Source organism: Streptomyces turgidiscabies Car8 (assembly GCF_000331005.1).
Taxonomy (GTDB): domain Bacteria; phylum Actinomycetota; class Actinomycetes; order Streptomycetales; family Streptomycetaceae; genus Streptomyces; species Streptomyces turgidiscabies.
Map to the genome: position 1 here is coordinate 99391 of NZ_AEJB01000361.1, position 21201 is coordinate 120591.

Consider the following 21201-nt stretch of genomic DNA (forward strand, 5'->3'; position numbering starts at 1 on the left):
CCTGACAAGGAGCATCACCATGGGAATGAGCACGGAAGCGCAGCAGTTCGCGCAGTTCCTCGACAGCGTGCGTGCGAAGGCGTCGACGCCGGGACTCGATCTGGCCGTCGTCCGCGACATCGTCGACACACATGCTTCGGCATCGACCGAGCCGGAAGGCGTCACCTACGCCGACGTGGACGCGGACGGCGTCCCCGCCCTGTGGGTCATCCCCGAGGGCGCCGACCCCGACAAGGCGCTGCTTCACTTCCATTTCGGCGGATCGGTCGCCGCCTCGATCGCATCGGACCGCAAGGCCGCCGGCCACATCGCCAAGGCGGCCGGAATCCGCTCACTCGTCGTGGGCTTCCGCCTGGCGCCCGAGCATCCCCACCCGGCGCAGATCGACGACGCCGAGACCGCCTACCGGTGGCTGCTCGCTCAGGGCTACGCGCCGCGGAACATCGGCAGCACCGGCCACTCCATCGGAGGCACCCTCGCGATCGCGCTGCCGCTGCGCCTGCTCGCCAAGGGCGAGGCAGTCCCCGGCGCGGTCGTCAGCATCTCGCCCTGGACCGACCTCACCATCAGTAACCCGAAGGTGGACGAGAACGAGGAACTCGACAGGATGCTCAGCCGGGGCATCCTCGAGCTGTTCCGAGCGGCTTGGCTGCAGGACCCCGGCGTGGACTTCACCGACCCCGCCATCAGCATCGTGAACGCCGACCTGACCGGCCTGCCGCCCACGGCCCTCCACTACGGCGAGCACGAAACGCTTGCCGGCGATGGCGCCGATTTCGGCCGCCGACTGACCGACTTCAAGATCGTCTCTGAGGTCCGCCCGCTGCCGGAGGGCCAGCACTCGTTCATCCTGGGCGCGGGACGCGTGCCCGAGGTGGACCGGGCGATCGAGCAGATGGGCCAGTGGCTTCGACGGCACCTCGGCCGCTGAGGTGGAAGCTGCCCGGACATGCGCATCGTCCGCCGAGAAGACAACCGAGAAGATCACGCGAAGGGACGGCTGACATGAAGGCGTTCGTCGTCGAGAAGTACGGCAAGGGCGGCCTGCGCGCCGCTGATGTTCCCGAGCCCACCGTCGGGGCCGGCGACGTCCTGGTCCAGGTGAGCGCTGCCAGCATCAACCCGCTGGACAAGATGGTCCGCAACGGGGAGTTCAAACGACTCCTGAAGTACGAGCTTCCGTTCGTGCTCGGCCATGACGTCGCCGGGATCGTGACGCAGGTCGGGCCGACCGTGCGCGGCTTGACGGTCGGCGACGAGGTCTACGCACGTCCCCGCGACCTGCGGGTCGGAGGCTTTGCCGAGTTCATTGCGGTCGACCAGGACGACGTCGCGCCCAAGCCGGCGTCACTCACGCTCCGCGAGGCGGCCGCGGTGCCGCTGGTGGCCCTGGCCGCCTGGCAGATCCTCGTGGAGCGCGCCCACGTGGTGCCGGGCCAGAAAGTGCTCGTCCACGCCGGTGCCGGTGGCCTCGGATCGACGGCCATCCAGCTCGCCAAGCACTTCGGTGCCACGGTGGCCACGACCACGAACTCCCGCGCCGAGGAGATGGTCAGGAGCCTCGGCGCCGACACCGTCGTCGACTACACGAAGGAGGACTTCTCGCAGGTGCTGTCCGGCTACGACCTGGTGCTGGACTCCCTTGGCGGGGCGAACCTCGAGAAGTCGCTGACTGTGCTGAAGCCGGGCGGCCTGGCCATCGGTGTCGCCGGCCCGCCGGACTCCGGGTTCGCCAGGCAACTCGGCGCGCCCTCGTTCATGGGCGTGGCCATGAACGCGCTCAGCCGCAAGGTGCGCAAGCAGGCCAAGGCCCTGGGTGTGCGCTATGAGTTCTTCTTCATGCAGGCCAGCGGCGCCCAGCTCCGTGAACTCGGCGCCCTGTACGACAGCGGACGGCTCCGCCCGGTCATCGACCGGACGTTCCCCTTCGACCGGACGCTCGAGGCGATGGCGTACGTCGAGCAGGGGCGTACCACGGCCGGAAAGGTCGTGATCTCGATGACGCCCGGCGACGACTGAACCAGGCCGGCCGCGCAGAAGGCGTGGCGGTGCTCCAAGACGCCGCCCGCACACCATTAGAGTGCGTTCGTAATCCAATATGATGGCGAGGCCGGCGGAAAGCGGGCGACCCTTCCGGCGCACGAAGGAGCGAGCGCGTGACTCGTTACGGGAAAGAGCACAAGCAGGCGACCAGGCAGCGGATCATCGAGACCGCCGGCCGCCGGTTCAAGCAGGACGGTATCGATGGCTCGGGCATCTCGACGCTGATGGCGGACGCCGGACTGACCAACGGTGCCTTCTACGCCCACTTCGCGTCCAAGGACGACCTCGTGGCCGCCTCGGTCGCGGACCAGCTGCGCACGCAGTACGCCAACGTCATCGACCAGGCGGCCCCCGGCATCGCAGGACTCGAGCAGATCGTGCGGTGGTATCTGTCGCCCCAGCACCGCGACAGCCCCGACGACGGCTGCCCCTCCGCCGCACTCCTCGATGAGATCGGGCGCTGCCCGCAGGAGACCAAGCAGGCGTACACCGACGGGGTGCTCGCCGTCATCGACGGCATCGCCGCCCGCCTGGCGCCCGCCGATCCGCGCTCGGCGCACACGAAGACCCTCAGCGTCTACGCCATGATGGTCGGGACACTGCAGCTCTCCCGCGCCCTGTCTGACCCGCGACTCTCCGACGAACTCCTCGAAGAGGGCATCCGCAACGCCCTCACGCTGCTCAGCGCACAGGAGTCCCGCTGACACGCCGCAGCAGCCTCGCCGAGCCGGCCCGGCGAAGCCGACATCCGAGGCAGCGGGCGCGCGCCCGAGACCGAACGGGCGGGAGAGACTTCGCCGGCTCATCGACACCGCCTGATCGATGAGCGGCCGTCCCCGCTCCGAGCGGTTCCCGGCGTCGGCCCGGCTCTCCCCACCGCCCGGCCGTGACCACGGGATTCTGGGTCGAAGCCGCAGCCGACGGCTTCGACCCGGAATCGCTGGCGCTACCGCTGCGCGGCGCTCTCCCCGGCGGGCGCCGACTGCGGTTCGTCCGCTCGCTGGCCCGGGACGACTACAGCCGACTGGAGATCTAGCCGGTTGCTCATGTCCAGCTCGAACCGGCCGTAGGGGTTGACGTGAGTCCAGAACAGCGGGGACAACGCGCGCCGATCGGCATCGCCGAGGCGCTCGACCCCCTTCGGCTCGGCCAGGACCTCTGCAGCAGCAGGGTGTTGACGTGGACAAGGGCAGCCTGCAGCAGGTGCAGGGCGAGCATCGAGATCTCCTGGCTCTCGCGGTCGGCGCCGGTCAGGTCCCCGTCCTTGCCGTAGAACAGGTCGTGGTTGGCGGAGTTCCAGTTCTCCACCACTTGCAGGCCCTCGTGGATCTCCCGCCGTAGTTCGGGGCTGGCCAGGTAGTCGCAGACGAACGCTGTCCGCACAGCGCGGCCGAGCTCCTCGATCGCCCGGTAGGTCGGGTGCTTCGGGCCGCCGCAGGTGAAGCGTCGTAGCACCTGCTCGGCCTCGGCCGTGCCCAGGCGGAGCGCGGTGGTGTATTTGACGATCTGGTCGTACTGCTGGCGGATCAGCTCCCAGTCGATCGTCTTGCTGGACAGCACCGGGGCCAGGTGCGGCCACGTCTCGTCCTCGCCGGCAACCGGCCGGTACAGCCGGGCCGAGCCCACGTTCTTCAACCGGGGCAGCAGGTTGAAGCCGAGCATGTGCGCGAAGGCGAATCCGACGAATGGACGGGCCGGGCGCTTGACGATGCGGTCCTGAGTGGTGTGGTCGACCGCCACGAGCCCGTGCTTGGGGCGGTAGCCGTCCCAGCACTTGAAAGTGGACGTAGCCGGTGACGGGCAGTCCGTCGTCGATCAGCCGGTGCACGACGCGCAGACCTGCTCGGATGTAGTCGATACGCTTACGTGCATCGCGGGATCCCGTCAGCGGGTGCGGGTGCGTCTTCCGCCAGTGAGACGACTTCCGCCTGGCGGTGCAGGGGCGGCAGGGCGAGCGACTGCGTCAGGCGGGGGCTGCGCAGGATGTGTGCAGGAGGAGTCAGTGGACCCACCGAAGACTGACCTGTTGGGCCTGGGGGCCCCGTGCTCGCCACACAACCGTACGGCCGTAGGCACATCGATGTGCCTACGGCCGTACGGCGATTCCCTCCGTCTAGTCGGTCTTGATGGCCATGAGCATGTTCAGTCGGGACGCGTTGCGGGCCGGCCACATGGCGGCCAGGAGTCCGACGAGCGCTGCCAGCAGCAGGAAGAGCGCGAACCGGCCCCACGGCAGCACCAGCGCGTACCCGGGGATGTCCGCCTTTACGATCTCGCAGACGGCCCAGCCCAGGAAGGAACCGACTCCGATGCCGATGACCGCGCCGAAGAGGGAGATGACCACGGCCTCCAGCTGGATCATCCGCGTCACGCCTCGCCGGTCGAGTCCGACGGCTCGCAGCATGCCGACCTCGCGCTGTCGTTCGAAGACTGACATCGCGAGGGTGTTCACCACTCCCAGCACCGCGATGGCCAGGGAGATCGCGAGCAGTGCGTACAAGACGTTGAGCGCAGCATCGTATGTGCCGCTGAACTCGTTGCGGATGGCCTGCTGGTCGTCGATCTTGATCCCCGGGCGCCCGGGGAGGGCGTCAGCGAGCGCCTTCCTGTCCGTGCTGCCGTCCGTCTTGACGTAGATCTTGGAGAGGGACGCCGCGAGGGTCGATTCGATCACGTCCGCGGAGACGACGACAGGGAAGACGACCTCGTTGGACTCGAAGATAGCCCCGACGGTCACCCTGCGCTTCTTGCCGGAGTCCCCGTACACCGCTGGCAGGGTGTCCCCCACCTTCCAACCGTGGGATCGCGCTTCGTCCTCGGCAACGGCGATCTGCCCCTTGGCGAGCGTGCCCTGTGAGCCGGAGACCACCGGAAGGTCGAGTGCCTTGTCGAACTCCGCCGGGGCGATGGCTGTTACATCCTCCTGGATGCCGTCGATCTGCATCCACGACTGCTGCTCTGGCGACACGGCCCTGACGCCGGGGAGCTTGCGCACGGCGGCGACCGCCGAGGTGTCCAGGTCCACAGCAGTGGTCGTGATCATATAGTCGGCCTTGACGATGTCCGTGGTCATCCTGTCCATGGACTGACCGACAGTGACGCCGAGCACGGTCAGAGCACTGACCAGTGTGAGGCCGATGGCCAGTGCGGAGGCGGTGGCGCCGGTACGGCGCGGGTTGCGTACGGCGTTCTGGCCCGCGAGCGTGCCGGAGACACCGAAGCCCCGCCGCAGCAGCGGCCGTACGAGCGCGATCACCGGCCGGGACAGCAACGGGATCAGCACGAGGACACCGATCACCGCGAGGAAGGCACCGAACCCGACGATCATCGCGCCGCGCGAGCCGCCGGTCCCGGCGCCCGCGACGACGACCGCCGCGCCGAGCAGCGTGAGGATGCCGCCGAACACGTTCCGCAGGATCAGGGACCTGATGGTGGAGGGCAGGTGTGCGCTGCTGATCGCCGCGACCGGCGGGATCTTCGCTGCGCGACGGGCCGGCAGCCAGGCGGCCACCATGGTGACCAGCACACCGACGAATGCTGAGACCAGGACAGTCGTCGACGTGACGATCAGCGGCCCGTCCGGGAGCTTCCCTCCGCCGAAATCGACCACTGACTGTGCTATGGCGGCCATGACGGCACCGAGCCCGAGCCCAGCGACCGCACCGGCCGCGCCGACCACCATCGCCTCGATCAGCACGGAACGGGTGACCTGCCTGCGGGAGGCGCCGACCGCACGCAGCAGAGCGAGTTCCCGGGTGCGCTGGGCAGCCAGCATGGTGAAGGTATTGGCGATCAAGAAGACGCTGACGAAGAGCGCGACACCGGCGAAGGCAAGCAGTATCCCACTGAGCAGCGAGGCGTCTCCCTCCGCCAATTTTGCCTCGGCGTCGGCGAGTTGTTGACCGGTCTCGGCCTTCGCGGAGTCCGGAAGTACCTTGCCGATGGCGGCGGCGAGCTTGGTGCTCGAAACGCCGGGGGCGGCGGTGACGGTGACGTTCTCGAAGAAGCCCGGCTGGAGGTAGAGCCGCTGTGCGGACGGTGTGTCGAACAGCACCAGGCTGCCGCCTCCTGCCACCAGCTGGTCCTCGGTGGTGAAGATGCCGGAGAGCTTGTACTTCTTGGCCGGACCCGTCAGAGCGACAGGCACGGTGTCGCCGACATGGTAGCCACCCTTGTCGGCGCTGTCCTTGTCGAGCGCGATCTGCATGGCCTCTGTGGGACCGCCACCCTCGGTGAACGCGTAGAGCGGGTCCTTGCCGTTCTTGCCCGGCGCGTAGTTGGCGCCCGAGTTGAACGCGCCGCCGATGAGTCCGCCGTCTCTGTCGGAGACGTAGGCGAGTCCGTCGACCCGCCCGGCGGCTTCGGCGACCCCGTCCACACGGGCGACCTCTTCGAGCGTCTTCCGACTGATGCCGGGGGAATCGGAGTAGTGGTTGGGGTCCGGGTCGACCTGGACGTCCACGTGGGCGAAACTCTTGGCTTTCTGGCTGCTGGAGGAGTTCGTGTAGGTGTCGGTGAAGATCAGAGTGCCGGAGACGAACGCGACGCCGAGCATGACGGCGAGCACGGTCATCAGCAGTCTGGCCTTGTGCGCGAGGACGTTGCGCAGCGCTGTGCGGAACATGGTGGTGTGATCCCGGTGAAGTGAGGGGAGCTGAGGACGGAGGGGGTGCGTACCGGTTGGTCGGCTCTGCTGCGGGCCGCTCAGCTCGTACGGAACGGGGTCTCGAACGACTTCATGAGGTCGAGGACCCCGTCCGCGGTGGGCTCGTACATCTCGTCGACGATCCGGCCGTCGGCGAGGAAAACGACCCGGTCCGCGTAGGAAGCGGCGACCGGATCATGGGTGACCATGACGACGGTCTGGCCCAGCTCCCGTACCGAGTCACGCAGGAAGCCGAGGACCTCGCCGCCCGAGCGTGAGTCCAGGTTGCCGGTCGGCTCATCCCCAAAGACGATGTCCGGCTTGGAGGCGAGCGCACGGGCGACGGCGACGCGCTGCTGCTGGCCGCCGGAGAGCTGGGCGGGGCGGTGGCTGAGCCGGCCCGACAGACCGACCATCCGAATGACGCTGTCCAGCCACTCCTTGTCCGGTGTCCGGCCCGCGATGTCCATCGGGAGCGTGATGTTCTCCAACGCGGTCAGGGTGGGCAGCAGGTTGAACGCCTGGAAGATGAAGCCGACCTTGTCCCGGCGGAGTTTGGTGAGTTGCCTGTCCGTCAGTGACCCGAGCTCGACATCACCGACGCGGACCGAGCCGGAGGAGAAGCTGTCCAGCCCCGCGACACAGTGCATCAGCGTGGACTTCCCGGACCCCGAAGGCCCCATGATCGCGGTGAACTGGGACTGCCCGAAGCCGACACTGACCTGATCGAGGGCCACCACATTGGTGTCGCCCTGTCCGTAGACCTTGGAGAGCTCAGTGGCGCGGGCGGCGATGGCAGGGGCGGCGGCGCGGGGGCCGGTGGACGGGCTAGTGATCATGGGTAGCACTCCGATCGGGATAGAGACAGCGAGGGGCACGTGCCACGGGCCGTGCAAACGGCCACAAGAGGCCCATGGACGCGAGAGTCCGGGTCCATCCCGCTGGGAACCTCTCTATCGTCCGGTTCCCACAGATCCTGCGGATCAGCTGAATTGCCGACCACCTGAGGCTGATGCGAGAAAGGGTTTCGTCAGCCTCAGGTATGTCGTCGCATCAGCTCCTGGGATGACGCCCAGCGAAACAGCCTGAGAAACTGGCACGCGGTAGGGATGGTGTCCCTGGATTGGCACGGCGTGCATGCCTGCACCCCGGGACGTTAGGGCGCAGGTCAGGTGCCAAACTCACCTCGAGCTCACTGATGCAAGGCAGATCCCCGCACAGGAGACGCGCCAGAGGCTGCGACCTACGCGCGCGGGGTATCAGCCTTTCGGCCGAGGACGCTTGCGACCGCTTCGTTTCCTGGCCGTTCGGCCGAGGTGGGGCGGTTGGGCGGGCAAGCGGGCTCCCTGCCATGTCTACCGCACACCCAACTGCCCTCGTCGTCAGCCTGTGCATTCCCACGGCCCACACCGCAGTGGTCGCCTCTTCGGCCCGGACTCGGTGGATTGGCCGTCATCGCCCTTGATGATGGCAGACCGACCCTTGACTCTATAGGGGATCACCGCGCCTTCTGCTTCGCGCTGGCCGAGCACCTCTATCAGGACCTGTTCGGACCCGGCCAGGCGGAGATCCTGGTCCGGTTGCGTGCCGAGCACGCCGTCTGCTGGCCGCACGGGGTACCGGGGCGGCGGCGAAGCAGGGCTCCTGTGGGCCGAGGGGCGTGGGCTTGTGGTAGCACAGTCCGGTGCCGTGCAGACAGATGACCAGCAGGCGCGGCTGGCGTCGGCCGGTGCGCGTCTCCACCACGGGTTGCAGATGGTTTCCTCGGCGAGGACGGCGGCAGTTCGACCGGGCGCTTGCCGGGGCTACGGAGCCTACTGCGATCCGGGCCGATGTTGCTTGACGGGATGGTGCTGCGCGCGGACGTCCACCGTCTGGGTGGGACGGGGCCATGGCCGGTGCTGCCGAGTCGGCTGCTGAACGGCAAGCAGACCTCCTTCATGGCCAGGCCTCTCAATCTGTTGCCGCGGCCGAGCGCGGGCTCATGGCGATCATCCAGGACACGCGTGGCCGCTTCGTCTCCGAGGGCGAGTAGTACACCGGGTGGGACATCGAGACGTACAGGGTGCTGGGCGCCCACGGTGTAGCGCTTAGCTGGGGATGCGGGACACCGTGGGCACCGGATGAGGGGAAGCCTTTCAGGGTGTAGGGGCGGACTCCGGCGGAGCGCCCAGTGGCTGTCCGCCCGGCCCGCCGGAGAAGGTCAGCCACGGCAGAGAGGGTTGCTGGGCCACGCCTGGCTCGCGGTAGTCGCACACCCCCTCGGGGAAGGCCTTCCGCAGTCGGCCCCATTGGGCGTTGGAGAAGTCGACGGTGTAGTCGTCCCGGTTGAGTTCCTTGAGTTGGCACTTGAGGATGTTGTTGGCCGTCGGGCCCCCGGCCGCAGTCCGGGGCACACCGAAGTAAGGGTAGGTGGCGCGGCAGACGGACATATCGGAGATCTTGCGGTTGCCGATCCAGCACGCGTCGACAGCGTCGGCCGGCTTGTCGCGCACCACCTTGGTCTCGATCGGGTCGTTGGACGTGTCGGCTTCGATGCGGGTCAGCCATCTGTCCATGAGCAGGAACGCCTTCTCGCGGGCATCGCCGTCGGTTTGCACCGGAGGCACACCCGTCCAGATGATCTGATTGTCATGGCCACCGTTGGCCTGGTCGAAGCGGGCACGCATGGCGTAACTGTGGAAGTCGCTGTGGATCTCCCAGTTGCCGGGAGAGCGCAGATCGATGACGGGGACCTTGGCCGCCTCGCGGGGGTAGGTCACCCGACCGGAGCGGTATGCGACTTCCAGCGCCGCAGGGTCGGCTTCACTACGCTCCGGCTGCCACTTCCAGTCGATGTCGAGCCCGCCGACGCTCTCGTTGAGGTCGACGAACTGCTCAGCGGTGATCGTGCCGGACTCGACGGCCTTCAGGCCGTACTGGACACCGGTGTTGTCGTACGGCCGGTTGGCGAAACCGCGTTGGATGCGTTGTTCGACCGGCCCCCATGAACTCGCGGGCCTTCGGCCCCAGACGGCCACGGCGTAGTCCTGAAGAGTGCACCGCTCACCGGCAGGATTTGCCTCGGCGTCGTACACCCACGAGCGATTGGGCTCCAGAGTGGTGTGGCCGGCCAGGAATCCGCCGAGGCAGCCGGCCCCGTTGTCCGGGTCCAACCAGGTCTTGGAGTACTGCCCGTTGCCTGTCGGGTTGTCCCAGAGTGTCCGGCACACCGTCTCGAACGCGTGGCCGGTCACCGCGGTTCTGTGGGTGGTCAACGCCCACAATGGAGACCTGTCGAAGTGGTGGTCGAGTACGTGACAGTCCTCGGCCTCCTGCAGCGTGGACCAGACGTCGGGGAAGCTGCAGGAGGGCAGGATGCCGTCCAACAGACCGGGGTAGTTGGAGGTGATCCAGTGCTGCTGCATGGAACCGCCGGAGCAGCCTTGCCCGATGGTGTAGCGGATCGGGCCGTAGTTCTCGACGAAGTGCTCCTTGAGCATCACCAGCGCTTCGGTGGAGACCACGTCGTTGCAGTTCTGCCCCAGCATGTTCAGGTTGGACACCGCGACGGCGAACCCGCGGGACAGAGCCGTGTCGTTGAGAACGTTCTCCATGGGTGCGTCCTGTGAATGCCGCGGCGTGCAGTCGCCGCCGAACGGCACAAGGAGTTTTCCGTTGAAGCCGCCTTGCGGTGCCCACGGTTGCCACGGCTTGGCCGGGTCGTACAACACCGCGATGTCGTAGATGCCACGGTCCATCACGCCGCGTTCCCGGCGTACGACGTACGCGACCCGCTTGCCCTGGTCCGTCGTTGTGTATGCGAGGTCTGCGGGCGGTCTTTTCGGATCATATGCGGTGAACTGGCCGGTCAGCCAGGACTTGTAGAAGAGCTTGTACTTCGCTGGAGTATTGCACGCGACATCCTGCGGCTTCCCGAGGCCGTTCTCCTCGGTCGCGCACACCCACGGCTGTACCTGTGGCCCGGCGAACAGCGGTCCGCCGATGGGATGGCCGGTGATGGTAAGGCTTGCCGCGCCCCCCTGTGTCCGGGCCGTCATCCTGTTCTCGCCGACCTGGAGGCCGGTGACCAGGCCCAGGAAGCGGCCGTCCGGCCGGACGGCGAAAGCGGATGTCACATCCCGGCCGTCCACGTCCACGCGCACATTCTCTGGTGTTCCCCCGGAAGGCAGGGCCACCTCGACGAGGGCGTCGCCCCCGGACACCAGATCCGCGCGATTCGACAGCACCCTGATCTGAGGCGATTCCCCTGAGGCGGAGTACGCGATTCCAGTCAGCATGAGATCGAAAGCCATGACGAAAACAACCAGCCATCTGGTTCTGGCCCGTGGCGTGAGCCTGCCTGGGGGCCGTTCTGCACTGTGAGCCATCGGCTTCTCCGGCTTCGGTTGAGTAGCGACGCCGCAAGCGGCTCCACGGGTGCGGGCCACATCAGGCGGCGGAGATCCGTACCGATCCCCTCGGACGCGGTTACGGCAGCGGAGTGGCCGTAACCCCGAACGCATCCGTATGGCTGGCTGGTTGCGGGAACGTCAGTGAGTGGTGTAGCTCAGGCCGATCTGGTCGCGCACGGTGTCGAGCGTGCGCATCACCGCCACGGTCTCGTCCAGAGGCATGATCTCGCTCTCCAACTCCCCTGCGCGTAGCCGCTCCTGGACGTGCCGGATCTGGCGGTGCAGGCCGCCGCCCGCCGTGTCGTCGCCGTCGCCCTCGCGGGCGGCGGGCAGACTCAGGCGTTCGGTGGTGCCCCGCGTCTGCACGGTCAGTTCGTCCGGGCAGTGCATCAGGAACGGCAGTTCGATGTGACCTTCGGTGCCGGTGATACGGGCTGTGCAACCGAGGTTCGCCCGCATGGAACTCTGGGCCAGCGCGACCGCCCCACTGTCGTACCCGGAGAGGACAGCGACATGCTCGTCGACGCCGGTCGAGCCGAGTGTGCCGTACGCCGTGACCCGGTCGGGCGTACCCAGCACCATGCTGGCCAGCGATAGGGGATACACACCCAGGTCGAGCAGGGAACCGCCACCCAGCGCGCGATCGAACAGACGGTGTTCGGGGTCCGCCGGGAATTGGAAGCCGAAGTCGGCCTCCAGGGACTGGACTTCACCGATGACGTCCTCGGCGAGCAGTTCTCTGACTTTGACATAGGCCGGCAGGAACCGGCTCCACATCGCCTCCATCAGGAACAGGCCCCGTTCCCTGGACACAGCCACCATTTCAGCGGCCTGCTCCGCGTCCAGCGAGAACGCCTTCTCGCACAACACTGGACGCCCCGCGTTCAGGAACAGCAACGTGTGCTCGTGATGGTGGGAGTGGGGCGATGCGACGTAGACAATGTCGACAGTGTCATCGGCGGCCAGATCTTCGTACGAAGCGTGCCGGTGTCGCGCGGCGATGCCGTGCTTCTCGCCGAACGCGTCGGCCCCTTTCCGACTGCGGGAGCCGACGGCGACCAAGTGGGCGTCAGGCAACCGGCCCAACGCGTCCGCAAAACTGTTTGCTATGACACCAGTGCCGGCGATGCCCCAGCGGAACGACATGAGAACTCCTTGTTGCTGTGATGGTGATCATGGGATGGCGCTGTGGGCACCGGAACCACGAGGTGGGTGCGGCCTACGGCGGCGACGAACCGCCACCTGGCGTCGTTGGCTCTGATCCAAGGCCGACCGGGCGGTTGTCCTGCGGTACGGGGATGGTGGAGCCAGGCCAGGTGCGTTCGCCACAGTCCATGACGTTCATCGAGACGCCTGCTCCGCAGCCGCATGCAAATTAGGTCGCCCGCCTGACGCGCGCAGTGACCTGGACCGTGCGTGGCGCGATCTGGTCGTTCAGCGCCGCCGATATTCGTATGCGACGCTCGCCCTGGGCCAGTTGCGTGCATGTGGTATCGAAGACCTCAAGGCCTGTCGGCGCCGCTTCGAGGGCGGACTCGGCCACGCCACCCAGCGGGCGAACGGCTCATGCCGAGGTAGCCGTACCGTGTCCCAGGCGGCGGCTCATGTTGGCATCCGGTTGATCCGGGCCACGTCGCCATACCAATGTGCCGATGGTTTGACGACCCGCTCCTGAGTGCTGCGGTCGACCGCCACGAGCCCGTACTTGGGGCCGTAGCCGTCCCACCACTCGAAGTTGTCCAGCAGTGACCAGTGGACGTAGCCGGTGATGGGCAGTCCGTCGCCGATCAGCCGGTGCACGACGCGCAGACCTGCTCGAATGTAGTCGATACGCTCGCTGTCGACGTCGGTCGCGACACCGTGCTCGGTGAGGACGATCTCCTTGCCGGGGAAGAGGCCCGCCACTCGCCGGGTCGTGGCCTCGACCGCCTCAGGAGCCCACAGATATCCCATCTGGGTGCGGCGGCCCTCGCCGACGGGTGCTCCTTCCGCAGACACGGCTGCCGCTTGGCGGCGCAGGTACGGCAGGGCGAGCGACTGCGTAAGGCGACGGCTGCGCAGAAGCGCCGCGCTGAGGGGTTTGGTGATGCGGGGGGCGTTGACGTCGAGGCGGGTGTAGGTCTGGACGCCGATGAAGTCGTCGTCGGCGGTCTCGGCGAAGAACCTGTCTTCGTGGAGTTCCCGAGCCCATTCCATCGCTGGGACTCCGCCGGGATTGGCGTGCCAGTCCTGCAGCGCATGGGCCATGCCGACCTTGACGCCGGGTGCGAGTTCACGGATGACCTCTCGGGCATTGCGGTGTGCGGCGATCACTCCTGAGGCTGCGGCGTCGAACGCGTCGAGGTTCCGGACGAAGGGCGGAGTCGGGAAGGTGCCCAGATACCCCCGCGTGATCATGTTGCCGGGCTCGTTGATCGTGCAGATGTAGGGAGCACGGTTCTGTAGATGTTCCATCACGTGCCTGGTGTAGCGCGTGAACCAGGCCGGGAGTTCGGCATTGGTCCAGGCTCCGGCGTGGGTGACCCAGGCCGGCAACGTGAAGTGCTGCAGCGTGATCATCGGTGTGACGCCGTGGGTCAGGCAGGTCTCGACCATGTCGGCGTAGTGTTGGAGCGCCTCGCGGTCGAATTCTCCCTGGCGGGGCTCGACTCGTGCCCACTCCACGGAGAAGCGGTAGGTGTTCAGTCCGAGTTCCGCGAGCAGCGCGATGTCGTCCTTGTAACGGTTGAAGTGGTCGCACGCCATGCCGGAGGGCCCTGCCATGGGCGCCTTGGGCGCTGGGTCGGTCTCCCATTCCCACCAGTCGCTGTTCGCGTTGTTGCCTTCGACCTGATGTGCGGCTGTCGCGGCCCCCCAAAGGAAGCGCTCGGGGAAGATCAACGGTTCGGGCACGATCAGCAGCTCCTGAGGTTCTGAGTTCGTAGGGATCAGGCGCGCGGTCGTCGAGCAGAACGAATCTGCATGTCTGCGGACGACCTCGAACCCCGCACGGGCTGCGTGGGTTCTGCTCCGCCGGAACACGGAGCAGAACCGATCGTGCCCCTTCAGGGGTAAGCCGTGGATTGGCACCGGCCCCTCTCAGGGCCCTTAGGGGGTGGTTGTCGGAGCGGCATGACGAGTCCCCGTGGCCACGGGGACGCCCTACCGACTATTCATTCACTAACGCGCGTTAGTGAGTGCGGGTACAGTACATCAGGCGTGGTACACCCACAAGAGCGGAAGGGGCGATGGATGGCGGGCGAGGCCGCTGCTCGGCCGGAGGGCCGGGTCACCAGTTCCGACGTCGCCCGGGAGGCCGGAGTCTCCAGGGCCACTGTCAGCTTCGTGCTCAACGGCACCAAGGGGCAGACGATCTCCGAGTCGACGCGGCAGCGCGTCCTCGAAGCGGCGGCCCGGCTGCGCTATGCCCCCTCGGCGGAGGCCCGGACGCTCAGCCGCGGCCGGAGTGACGTCGTGCTCCTCTATCAGCCCCCTCAGTTGCCGCTGACCGACCTGGGCACACTGGTCGAGTTTCTCTCGGCGGAGTTCGCGGCCGTCGGGCTCACTGCGGTGATCCATCCGTGGTCCCGCAGGCCCGATGGTGATGTGTGGACCGTCATCACGCCCGTGGCCGTCCTCGCATGGGACCTGCCCGATAATGACGTCGCCGCGATGCGGCGCAATGGCGTACGCGCCGTGGTCTCTCTCACCGCCGAGTCCGACCCCGTCGCGCAGTGGATCTGGGGAGCCCGGGAAAACAGCATCGCCCGGCTGCAGGTCGAGCGACTGCTCAGGGCGGGGCACCGTCGGCTCGGCTACGCCCGCCCGCACGACGAACGCCTGGCCGAGGCGAGCGAGATGCGCCTGAAAGCACTGCAGGGAGCCTGCGCCGAGCACGGTGTGCCGGGCCCGGTGGCTCTGGCTGTTCCCTGCGACGAGGTGGGAGCCGGAGCCGCTGTCGAGGCATGGCGTGGGATGACCCCCGCCGTCACCGGCGTGTGCGCCCACGACGATGTGGCAGCCTTGGCCGTCCTCGCGGGTCTACGCGAGCAAGGACTAGCCGCGCCGTCGGACCTGGCCGTGATCGGCGCGGTCGATTCGCCGGCCGCACGCCTCGCAGCCCCGCCGTTGACGATGGTGGCAGTAGATATGCGGGACACCGCACGACATCTCGTCGAGGCGATCATCAGTCTCCTCGACGGACGGCCCGTCCCTATCGGTCCTGAGGTCACCCGGGTGATCGAGCGTCGCTCAGTCTGATCTCGGATCACGCCCCGCCGCGCCGCAGCAGGCTGGATGCTGTCTCCTCCGACCGCGGTGAGGGCGTAGGATGGCGCTTGCGCGCGCTACTAACGCGCTTTAGTTATTGTGGATGATGAGATCGAGACGGCAATGCCTCGTCGGCGCGAGGACCCGGGCGCGACTGGTTACTGCGGATCCGGCGACACGATGCGACGGTCAGGCGAGGCGCAGTCGTTGAGCCGGTCACCTCGCTGATCGCCACAAACGCCCTCACGGAAATCGTCTCCCTAAAGGCGGCCTAGAGGCGTCCCGGCCCAGGGTGTGTAGCACTGCCCGGCACAGCCTGTCCTCGGCGAACCGAAAGTGGTAGTCGGGGTTGACGGAATAGTCGACGGCGATGGCCCGTACCATCGCCGAGCACAGCAGGGGCCGGTCCAGCAAGGACCGGGTCAGGGCCACCAGCCGATCGCCGACGGTGGCGCCCGGATCGTTCCCAGGGGATTGCCAGCAGTCCTCAACAAAGCCGTCGATATGCGTCTTCCACAGCGCTGCGAACAAGTGCACCTTGGAGGGGAAGTAACGATAGAGCGTGCCGAGTGCCAGGTCGGCGGCCTTGGCGACCTCCTGCATCTGCACTCGTTCGTAGGCCACATCGGCGCCCAGCTCGGCAGCGACTTCCAGAATGCGTTCGCGCCGTGCCACCTCCGTCGATGACGGTCAGCTCGTACGGGCGGGCGTTGGCCTGATCGGCACTGAGGGCGGTGGTGGTGGAGCGACGGGGATTTTCCTTTGCCCGGGTGAGGTTACTCCTTCGGTAAGATACCCAAGGGGGTATCTTACCGAAGGAGTGTGGGTTGTGGAACTGGCGATGGCGGCTGAGGAACTGAAGACGGTGGTCAACCGGCTGCGCCGGGCGCAGGGTCAGATCGCCGGTGTGATCAAGATGATCGAGGAGGGGCGGGACTGCGAGGACGTCGTCACCCAGCTCGCCGCGGCGTCCAGGGCTTTGGACAAGGCCGGTTTCGCGATCATCGCCACGGGGCTGCAGCACTGCCTGACCGATGCGGACATGGCTGCTTCCGGTGACCGGGAGCAGATGCGTACTCGGCTGGAGAAGCTGTTCCTTTCTCTGGCCTGAGCTGTGGTGCCGCGACGCCGGATCACCCGCCCGGTTCGGAGCTGTTGGCCACATGGCCTGGATACGAAAGGGGAGGGATCCGGAGCCAGGTCCCTCCCCTTTGTGGTGTGGTTCAGCGGTTGCGTAGTGCGGCCAGTGTGTTGTCGAGGTCGGCGGCGCGGGGGCGGTTGTGGGGGAGCTTGGCGAGCATGGCGGCCATGCCGCAGGTGTTGGTCAGGGCGGAGTAGACCAGACCGCCCGCGATGCCGGCGGAGATGAGCTGGAAGGCGGGGTGGACGACGAGCCCGAGCAGCAGGCCGAGCAGCACGGTCACTCCTGCGGTGAGCCTCACCTGTCGCTCCATTCCCCAGGTGGCGCGGGAGGCGCCCTGGGGGCGGTGGAGCTCGTGGCCGTCGGCCGCCCAGGCACCGGTGCCTCCTGACAGGGTGGCGGTGGTGACGCCGTTCTCTGCGAGGATCTTGCAGGCGTTCTCGGAGCGGGCGCCCGAGGCGCAGACGACCAGGACGTCGCCGCGGTCGGTGGCGTGACGGATGTCGGGCAGCGCGCGCCGGATCTGGTCGAGGGGGATGTTGAGCGCGCCGGGGAGATGACCGCCGGCGTATTCGCCCGGGGTGCGCACGTCGATGATGGTCAGTTCGTGCAGGCGGGTGCGCGCCTCGTCGGTGGCGAGGGCCGTGGGTGTGGTCATGGCAGATGTCATCCTTGTGTGTCGGAGTGTGCTGAGCTTGATCTGGCGGGAGCCGGACTGAGGGCGGTCCTGAGATGCGCGGTGGGGCTGGAGAAGCTCTCCTGGTCCTGGTCTGAGCCGGTCGCGGCCCTCGTGTTCAGACGATCACGTCAACGAGCATGAAGGCCGCCACTGCCAGCAGTACGCCGGCGAAAACTCTCTGAAGAGTGGTGCCGGAGATCTTCGTCGCGAGGCGTTTGCCGTCCCAGGCTCCGAGGATCGCGGCTCCGGTGAAGGGGCCGATGACCTCCCAGTGGAGCCCGCCACCGGTGCCGGTGCGAGCGGCGAGCGCGGCGAGGGAGTTCACCGTGATGACGAGCAGGCTGGTGCCCACCGCCCGCCGCATGGCCAGTCCCAGGACGCCCACCAGGGCGGGCACGGCGAGGAATCCCCCGCCGACCCCCAGAAAGCCCGTCACGGCGCCGAGTCCGGCACCGGCGCCAGCCGCCCTGCCGGGACGGATCCGGTCCGGCGGCCCGGACGCGGACGGACGCAACATACGCAGAGCCGCCAGCGCGGCGATGACCGCGAACGCCGCCGTCAGCACCGCTTCGGGCAGGCGCCCTGCAACAGCTCCGGCGAGAAAGGCGGGGACGATGCCCGCCGCAGCGAACAACGCCCCTGTCTTCCATGCCACGTTCCCGCCGCGGGCGTGGGCGTACAGGGCGGTGGCGGAGGTGGCGGTGACGATGATCAGGCTGGCGGTGGTGGCGGCGGCCGGGGTGAAGCCGAGCAGATAGATCAGTGCCGGTACGGCAAGGACGCTGCCACCGCCGCCGAGGGCCCCGAGCGCGAGACCGATGACGGCCCCGGCGATGAGGGCGAGAACGAGTACGGTCACGCTATCCGGCCGCTGTTCCCGCGTTCGTCGACGACCGGGTGCCCGGCGGCGGCCCACGCGTTCATACCGCCCTCGACGTCCACCACCTGCGCTCCGCGGTCGGTGAGGAGCTTCGCGGCCTGCTGGGAGCGGTGTCCACTGCGGCAGATCACCACCAGCGGACGGCCCTGCGCCTCGGCGGGCAGGATGGCGCCGGCGACCAGGTTCGTCAGCGGTACGTGGATGGCGCCCGGGGCGTGGCCCGAGTTCCATTCGGGCTTCTCGCGGACGTCCAGCAGGACGGCGTCAGGCCGGTCGCCGCTGGTACGGCTGTGTGCCTCGTCGACCGTGACACGGGGCCCGTTTCGGCGAAAGAGGAACATCACACGCTTCCTTCCTTGCGGGAGATCGGCCGAACTCAGGCGGAGGCCAGGGGCAGCCCGGCATCCGCCGCGGCGTCGAAGGCGTCGTCGACGGCGACCACCTTGCGGCCGGCGGCATCGAGGAGGGAGGCGGCGATCGCCGCGCGCATCCCGCCGGCGCAGTGCACCCACACCGTCCCGTCCGGCACCTCGCCGATACGGCCGTGCAGCTCGTGGATCGGGATGTGGACCGAGCCGTCGATGTAGCCGCCTACGCGCTCCGAGTCCCGGCGCACATCCAGGACGACCACCTCGTCGCCGCGCTCGCGCACCTGGGCAAGGTCGGCGAAGCGGGCACGCGGGAAAGAAGCGAGCCTCTCGCCCTCATGGACCCAGCCGGCCGGGTCGCCGGTGGCGGCGGCGGCCGGGCGGTCGATGCCTACCCGCGCGAGTTCCCGCTGCGCGGCGCTGATCTGCTCCGGGGTGTCGGCGAGCAGGGTGACGGGCTTGCCCCAGGGGATCAGCCAGGCCAGGTAGGTGGCGAGCTTGCCCTCGCCCTCGAAGTTGAACGAGCCGGCCACGTGCCCCTCGGCGAAGGCCATGCGGCTGCGCAGGTCCACCACCCACTCACCGGCGGCCAGCCGGGAGGAGATTTCGCCTGCATCCGCACGCCTCGGCGGGGTGAGGTCGACGGGGGCGGGGCCGGCGGCGTTGGCCGGGCCCATGTGCGCGTAGTAGGCGGGCACGTCCTCCAGCCCGGCGAGCATCCGCTGAACGAAGGTGTCCACGTCCAGGGTGAGCGCGTCGTTGCTGGTGCGTTCCTTGCCGATCGTGGTCGCGTCCCCCTCGGCCTGGGCGGAGGAGCAGAAGCTGCCGAACCCGTGGGTGGGCAGCACCGGCACCTCGTCGTCCAGCTCGGCGGTCAGGCGGTGGGCGGAGGCGTGCTGGGCCCGGGCCAGCTGCTCCGTCAGCCGAGGCTCCACCAGGTCAGGGCGGCCCACCGTACCGATCAGCAGCGATCCGCCGGTGAACGCCGCCACGCCGCGCCCGTCCTGCTCCAGGACGTAGGAGGTGTGGTGCGGGGTGTGCCCGGGCGTGGCGATCGCACGCAGGACCAGACCCGCGTCCACGTCCACGGTGTCGCCATCGGCGACCGGGGTGCGGGCGAAGGACACGTGCGCCGCGGCCGGCACCAGATAGGAGGCGCCGGTGACGCGGGCCAACTCCAGGCCACCGGTGACGTAGTCGTTGTGCACGTGGGTCTCCGCCACGTACGCGATGCGCACCCCGCGCCTGGCGGCGGCGGCGATCACCTGGTCGATGTCGCGCGGCGGATCGATAACCACCGCGGCAGCGGCCCCGCCGGCCAGGTAGCTGCGGTTGCCCAGACCCTCGAACTCAAGAGTGTCGACGAAGAACACGACTGCGGCTCCTCCACAAGAACGGTGTACCCCGGGGGGTATTCGGCACCTACCCTAACAGGGGTACCCCGGGGGGTATTCCTGTGGTCCTGGACGTCCCCCATATCTCCGGGTGCGGCATTGCGTCCGCTGCGCCGGGTACCCGGCGGGGTATCAAGGAACCGGGTTTTCCGCCTCACCGAAGGAGCAGCGCACCGTGTCCTACGACCGCACCGTCCGACTGGCCGTCACCGACTTCGACGCCGCCACCGCCGCCGTCCGCCAGGCCTTGGCCGACCAGGGGTTCGGCATCCTCACCGAGATCGACGTCCAGGCCACGCTGAAGGCCAAGCTCGGCCACGACATGGAGAACTACCTAATCCTGGGCGCCTGCAACCCGCCGCTCGCCCACCACGCCCTGGAGGCCTACCGCTCCATCGGCCTGCTCCTGCCCTGCAACGTCGTCGTCCGCCGCGACGGCGACCACACGCTCGTCCAGGCCCTCGACCCGGACACCATGGTCACCTCACCGGCCTGGACGCCCTCAAGCCCGTCGCCGACGAAGCCACCGCCCGACTCGACGCCGCGCTCAGCGCCCTGGCCGCCACCTGCCCTCTCCCCGGTTCGGCATCTGGCCGACCCCGGCACGCGGTGCGCGGATCGTGCCCACGCCTGGCAGCAGGAGAGTGGTGAGCCGGGCCCGTTTCAGTACGGAGGCCGCGGTCTCGATCCACTCCCAGTCGGTGTGCGAGCCGGGCCCGTAGTTGACCGAACTGCCCGCCAGACCGTCGCCGTGTGCGATCTCGATCGCGTCCACGCCGGCCTCGTCGAGCGCTGTCACGATGCGGGCGACATCGACAGGGCTGATGCGGTGGCGAACGGCGTGCATGCCGTCCCGGAGGGTGACGTCCTGGACGTAGATCTGCGTGGTCATCGGCTGTCCGCCTTCGCTGCGGCGATCCGCTCGGCGACTTGGAGTCCCGCCGCGGTCATGATGTCGAGGTTGCCTGCGTAGGCGGGCAGATAGTGTGCGGCGCCCTCGACCTCCAGGAACACCGACACCTGATGGGTGGGGCGCCGGGTGCCGGCTTCGAGCAGGGTGTCCAGTGGCTGGTCGCCGGGGATCTCGGTGATCTGCGTCTGCTGTTTGAGCCGATACCCCGGGACGTAGGCCGCCACGTCGGCCACCATCTTCTCGATGCTCTGCCGGATATCGGACCAGGCGGCCGGGTCGGGGGCGTCGACCAGGACGAAGACCGTGTCACGCATGATCAGCGGCGGCTCGGCGGGGTTCAGGACGATGATCGCCTTGCCGCGCTGTGCGCCGCCGACCTTCTCGATCGCTCCGGCGGTCGTCGTGGTCTCGGATCGCACGAAGGCGCGGCCTGCTCGCGACTTTGGGTGAGCGAGCCGTGGCGGAGGCACGGCTGATGTTCCCGCATCAGCCTCCA

17 protein-coding genes and 3 pseudogenes are annotated in these 21201 nt (G+C 68.2%); 7 read left to right on the plus strand and 13 right to left on the minus strand.

Annotated features, from left to right (window positions below; translation table 11 throughout):
* Positions 1-19: 19 nt before the first annotated feature.
* The 4 genes from STRTUCAR8_RS24425 to STRTUCAR8_RS53475 all read left to right on the plus strand — a co-directional run bounded on the left by STRTUCAR8_RS24425 (position 20) and on the right by STRTUCAR8_RS53475 (position 3079).
* Positions 20-931, plus strand: coding sequence for an alpha/beta hydrolase fold domain-containing protein (locus tag STRTUCAR8_RS24425; RefSeq protein WP_006378832.1), 912 nt, complete (start codon positions 20-22; stop codon positions 929-931).
* A gap of 74 nt (positions 932-1005) precedes the next feature.
* On the plus strand, positions 1006-2019 hold the full coding sequence (locus STRTUCAR8_RS24430) for an NADP-dependent oxidoreductase (RefSeq protein ID WP_006378619.1): 1014 nt from the start codon (positions 1006-1008) through the stop codon (positions 2017-2019).
* 137 nt (positions 2020-2156) lie between these two features.
* Positions 2157-2747 carry a TetR/AcrR family transcriptional regulator gene (locus STRTUCAR8_RS24435; RefSeq protein ID WP_006378871.1) on the plus strand — a complete coding sequence of 197 codons (591 nt, stop codon included), beginning with the start codon at positions 2157-2159 and terminating at the stop codon, positions 2745-2747.
* Between the two features lie 182 nt (positions 2748-2929).
* Complete coding sequence (locus STRTUCAR8_RS53475; RefSeq protein WP_162138053.1) at positions 2930-3079, plus strand: hypothetical protein; 150 nt, start codon at positions 2930-2932, stop codon at positions 3077-3079.
* 8 nt (positions 3080-3087) lie between these two features.
* On the opposite strand, the gene STRTUCAR8_RS24440 is transcribed toward STRTUCAR8_RS53475, so the two are convergent.
* From STRTUCAR8_RS24440 to STRTUCAR8_RS24465, 6 genes are all read right to left on the minus strand, one after another.
* On the minus strand, positions 3088-3783 hold the full coding sequence (locus tag STRTUCAR8_RS24440) for a Tn3 family transposase (protein WP_006378841.1): 696 nt from the start codon (positions 3781-3783) through the stop codon (positions 3088-3090).
* A gap of 373 nt (positions 3784-4156) precedes the next feature.
* Positions 4157-6667, minus strand: coding sequence for an ABC transporter permease (locus STRTUCAR8_RS24445; RefSeq protein ID WP_006378563.1), 2511 nt, complete (start codon positions 6665-6667; stop codon positions 4157-4159).
* Positions 6668-6747: 80 nt separating this feature from the next.
* Positions 6748-7527 carry an ABC transporter ATP-binding protein gene (locus STRTUCAR8_RS24450; RefSeq protein WP_006378852.1) on the minus strand — a complete coding sequence of 260 codons (780 nt, stop codon included), beginning with the start codon at positions 7525-7527 and terminating at the stop codon, positions 6748-6750.
* Positions 7528-8826: 1299 nt separating this feature from the next.
* Positions 8827-10983: a DUF6351 family protein gene (locus STRTUCAR8_RS24455; protein ID WP_006378768.1), complete on the minus strand. Its 2157-nt coding sequence runs from the start codon at positions 10981-10983 to the stop codon at positions 8827-8829.
* A gap of 237 nt (positions 10984-11220) precedes the next feature.
* Positions 11221-12228: a Gfo/Idh/MocA family protein gene (locus tag STRTUCAR8_RS24460; protein WP_010358260.1), complete on the minus strand. Its 1008-nt coding sequence runs from the start codon at positions 12226-12228 to the stop codon at positions 11221-11223.
* Between the two features lie 456 nt (positions 12229-12684).
* Positions 12685-13974, minus strand: coding sequence for a glycoside hydrolase family 1 protein (locus STRTUCAR8_RS24465; protein ID WP_010358259.1), 1290 nt, complete (start codon positions 13972-13974; stop codon positions 12685-12687).
* A 339-nt stretch (positions 13975-14313) separates the two neighbouring features.
* On the opposite strand from STRTUCAR8_RS24465, the gene STRTUCAR8_RS24470 reads away from it, so the two are divergent.
* A complete protein-coding gene (locus tag STRTUCAR8_RS24470; protein WP_006379104.1) occupies positions 14314-15321 on the plus strand; it encodes a LacI family DNA-binding transcriptional regulator in 1008 nt (335 codons plus the stop codon).
* Positions 15322-15573: 252 nt separating this feature from the next.
* Here STRTUCAR8_RS24470 and STRTUCAR8_RS24475 read toward each other — a convergent pair whose 3' ends face one another.
* A complete protein-coding gene (locus tag STRTUCAR8_RS24475) occupies positions 15574-16005 on the minus strand; it encodes a TetR/AcrR family transcriptional regulator (protein ID WP_006379224.1) in 432 nt (143 codons plus the stop codon).
* A 154-nt stretch (positions 16006-16159) separates the two neighbouring features.
* Between STRTUCAR8_RS24475 and STRTUCAR8_RS24480 the strand changes: the two genes are divergently transcribed.
* Positions 16160-16441, plus strand: coding sequence for a metal-sensitive transcriptional regulator (locus STRTUCAR8_RS24480; RefSeq protein ID WP_010358257.1), 282 nt, complete (start codon positions 16160-16162; stop codon positions 16439-16441).
* A gap of 112 nt (positions 16442-16553) precedes the next feature.
* Here the strand turns inward: STRTUCAR8_RS24480 and STRTUCAR8_RS24485 are convergent, their stop codons facing one another.
* The 4 genes from STRTUCAR8_RS24485 to STRTUCAR8_RS24500 form a co-directional block, all read right to left on the minus strand.
* Positions 16554-17129 (minus strand): rhodanese-like domain-containing protein, encoded by a 576-nt coding sequence (locus tag STRTUCAR8_RS24485; RefSeq protein WP_010358256.1) that lies wholly within the window; start codon positions 17127-17129, stop codon positions 16554-16556.
* A gap of 136 nt (positions 17130-17265) precedes the next feature.
* On the minus strand, positions 17266-18009 hold the full coding sequence (locus tag STRTUCAR8_RS24490) for a sulfite exporter TauE/SafE family protein (protein WP_006378575.1): 744 nt from the start codon (positions 18007-18009) through the stop codon (positions 17266-17268).
* Positions 18006-18371 carry a rhodanese-like domain-containing protein gene (locus STRTUCAR8_RS24495; protein ID WP_010358255.1) on the minus strand — a complete coding sequence of 122 codons (366 nt, stop codon included), beginning with the start codon at positions 18369-18371 and terminating at the stop codon, positions 18006-18008. The genes STRTUCAR8_RS24490 and STRTUCAR8_RS24495 overlap by 4 nt, the downstream gene beginning before the upstream one ends.
* A 35-nt stretch (positions 18372-18406) precedes the next feature.
* Positions 18407-19771, minus strand: coding sequence for an MBL fold metallo-hydrolase (locus STRTUCAR8_RS24500; protein WP_006378722.1), 1365 nt, complete (start codon positions 19769-19771; stop codon positions 18407-18409).
* Positions 19772-19967: 196 nt separating this feature from the next.
* Here STRTUCAR8_RS24500 and STRTUCAR8_RS50070 point away from each other — a divergent pair.
* A pseudogene (locus tag STRTUCAR8_RS50070) lies at positions 19968-20356 on the plus strand (DUF302 domain-containing protein); the annotation flags it as partial.
* A 52-nt stretch (positions 20357-20408) separates the two neighbouring features.
* Here the strand turns inward: STRTUCAR8_RS50070 and STRTUCAR8_RS24505 are convergent.
* Together STRTUCAR8_RS24505 and STRTUCAR8_RS24510 are read right to left on the minus strand one after the other, a co-directional pair.
* Positions 20409-20684 (minus strand): annotated as a pseudogene (locus STRTUCAR8_RS24505) (4-hydroxy-2-oxovalerate aldolase); the annotation flags it as partial.
* Positions 20681-21133 (minus strand): annotated as a pseudogene (locus STRTUCAR8_RS24510) (acetaldehyde dehydrogenase (acetylating)); the annotation flags it as partial. The pseudogenes STRTUCAR8_RS24510 and STRTUCAR8_RS24505, both read right to left, overlap by 4 nt.
* Positions 21134-21201 lie beyond the last annotated feature (68 nt).

Excerpts from the sequence above, each read along its gene's own strand:
- STRTUCAR8_RS24485 (WP_010358256.1), bottom strand. The coding sequence starts at position 17,129 with ATGACCACACCCACGGCCCTCGCCACCGACGAGGCGCGCACCCGCCTG.
- STRTUCAR8_RS24470 (WP_006379104.1), top strand. The coding sequence starts at position 14,314 with ATGGCGGGCGAGGCCGCTGCTCGGCCGGAGGGCCGGGTCACCAGTTCC.
- STRTUCAR8_RS24495 (WP_010358255.1), bottom strand. The coding sequence starts at position 18,371 with ATGTTCCTCTTTCGCCGAAACGGGCCCCGTGTCACGGTCGACGAGGCA.
- STRTUCAR8_RS24425 (WP_006378832.1), top strand. The coding sequence starts at position 20 with ATGGGAATGAGCACGGAAGCGCAGCAGTTCGCGCAGTTCCTCGACAGC.
- STRTUCAR8_RS24430 (WP_006378619.1), top strand. The coding sequence starts at position 1,006 with ATGAAGGCGTTCGTCGTCGAGAAGTACGGCAAGGGCGGCCTGCGCGCC.
- STRTUCAR8_RS24460 (WP_010358260.1), bottom strand. The coding sequence starts at position 12,228 with ATGTCGTTCCGCTGGGGCATCGCCGGCACTGGTGTCATAGCAAACAGT.
- STRTUCAR8_RS24450 (WP_006378852.1), bottom strand. The coding sequence starts at position 7,527 with ATGATCACTAGCCCGTCCACCGGCCCCCGCGCCGCCGCCCCTGCCATC.
- STRTUCAR8_RS24455 (WP_006378768.1), bottom strand. The coding sequence starts at position 10,983 with ATGGCTTTCGATCTCATGCTGACTGGAATCGCGTACTCCGCCTCAGGG.
- STRTUCAR8_RS24445 (WP_006378563.1), bottom strand. The coding sequence starts at position 6,667 with ATGTTCCGCACAGCGCTGCGCAACGTCCTCGCGCACAAGGCCAGACTG.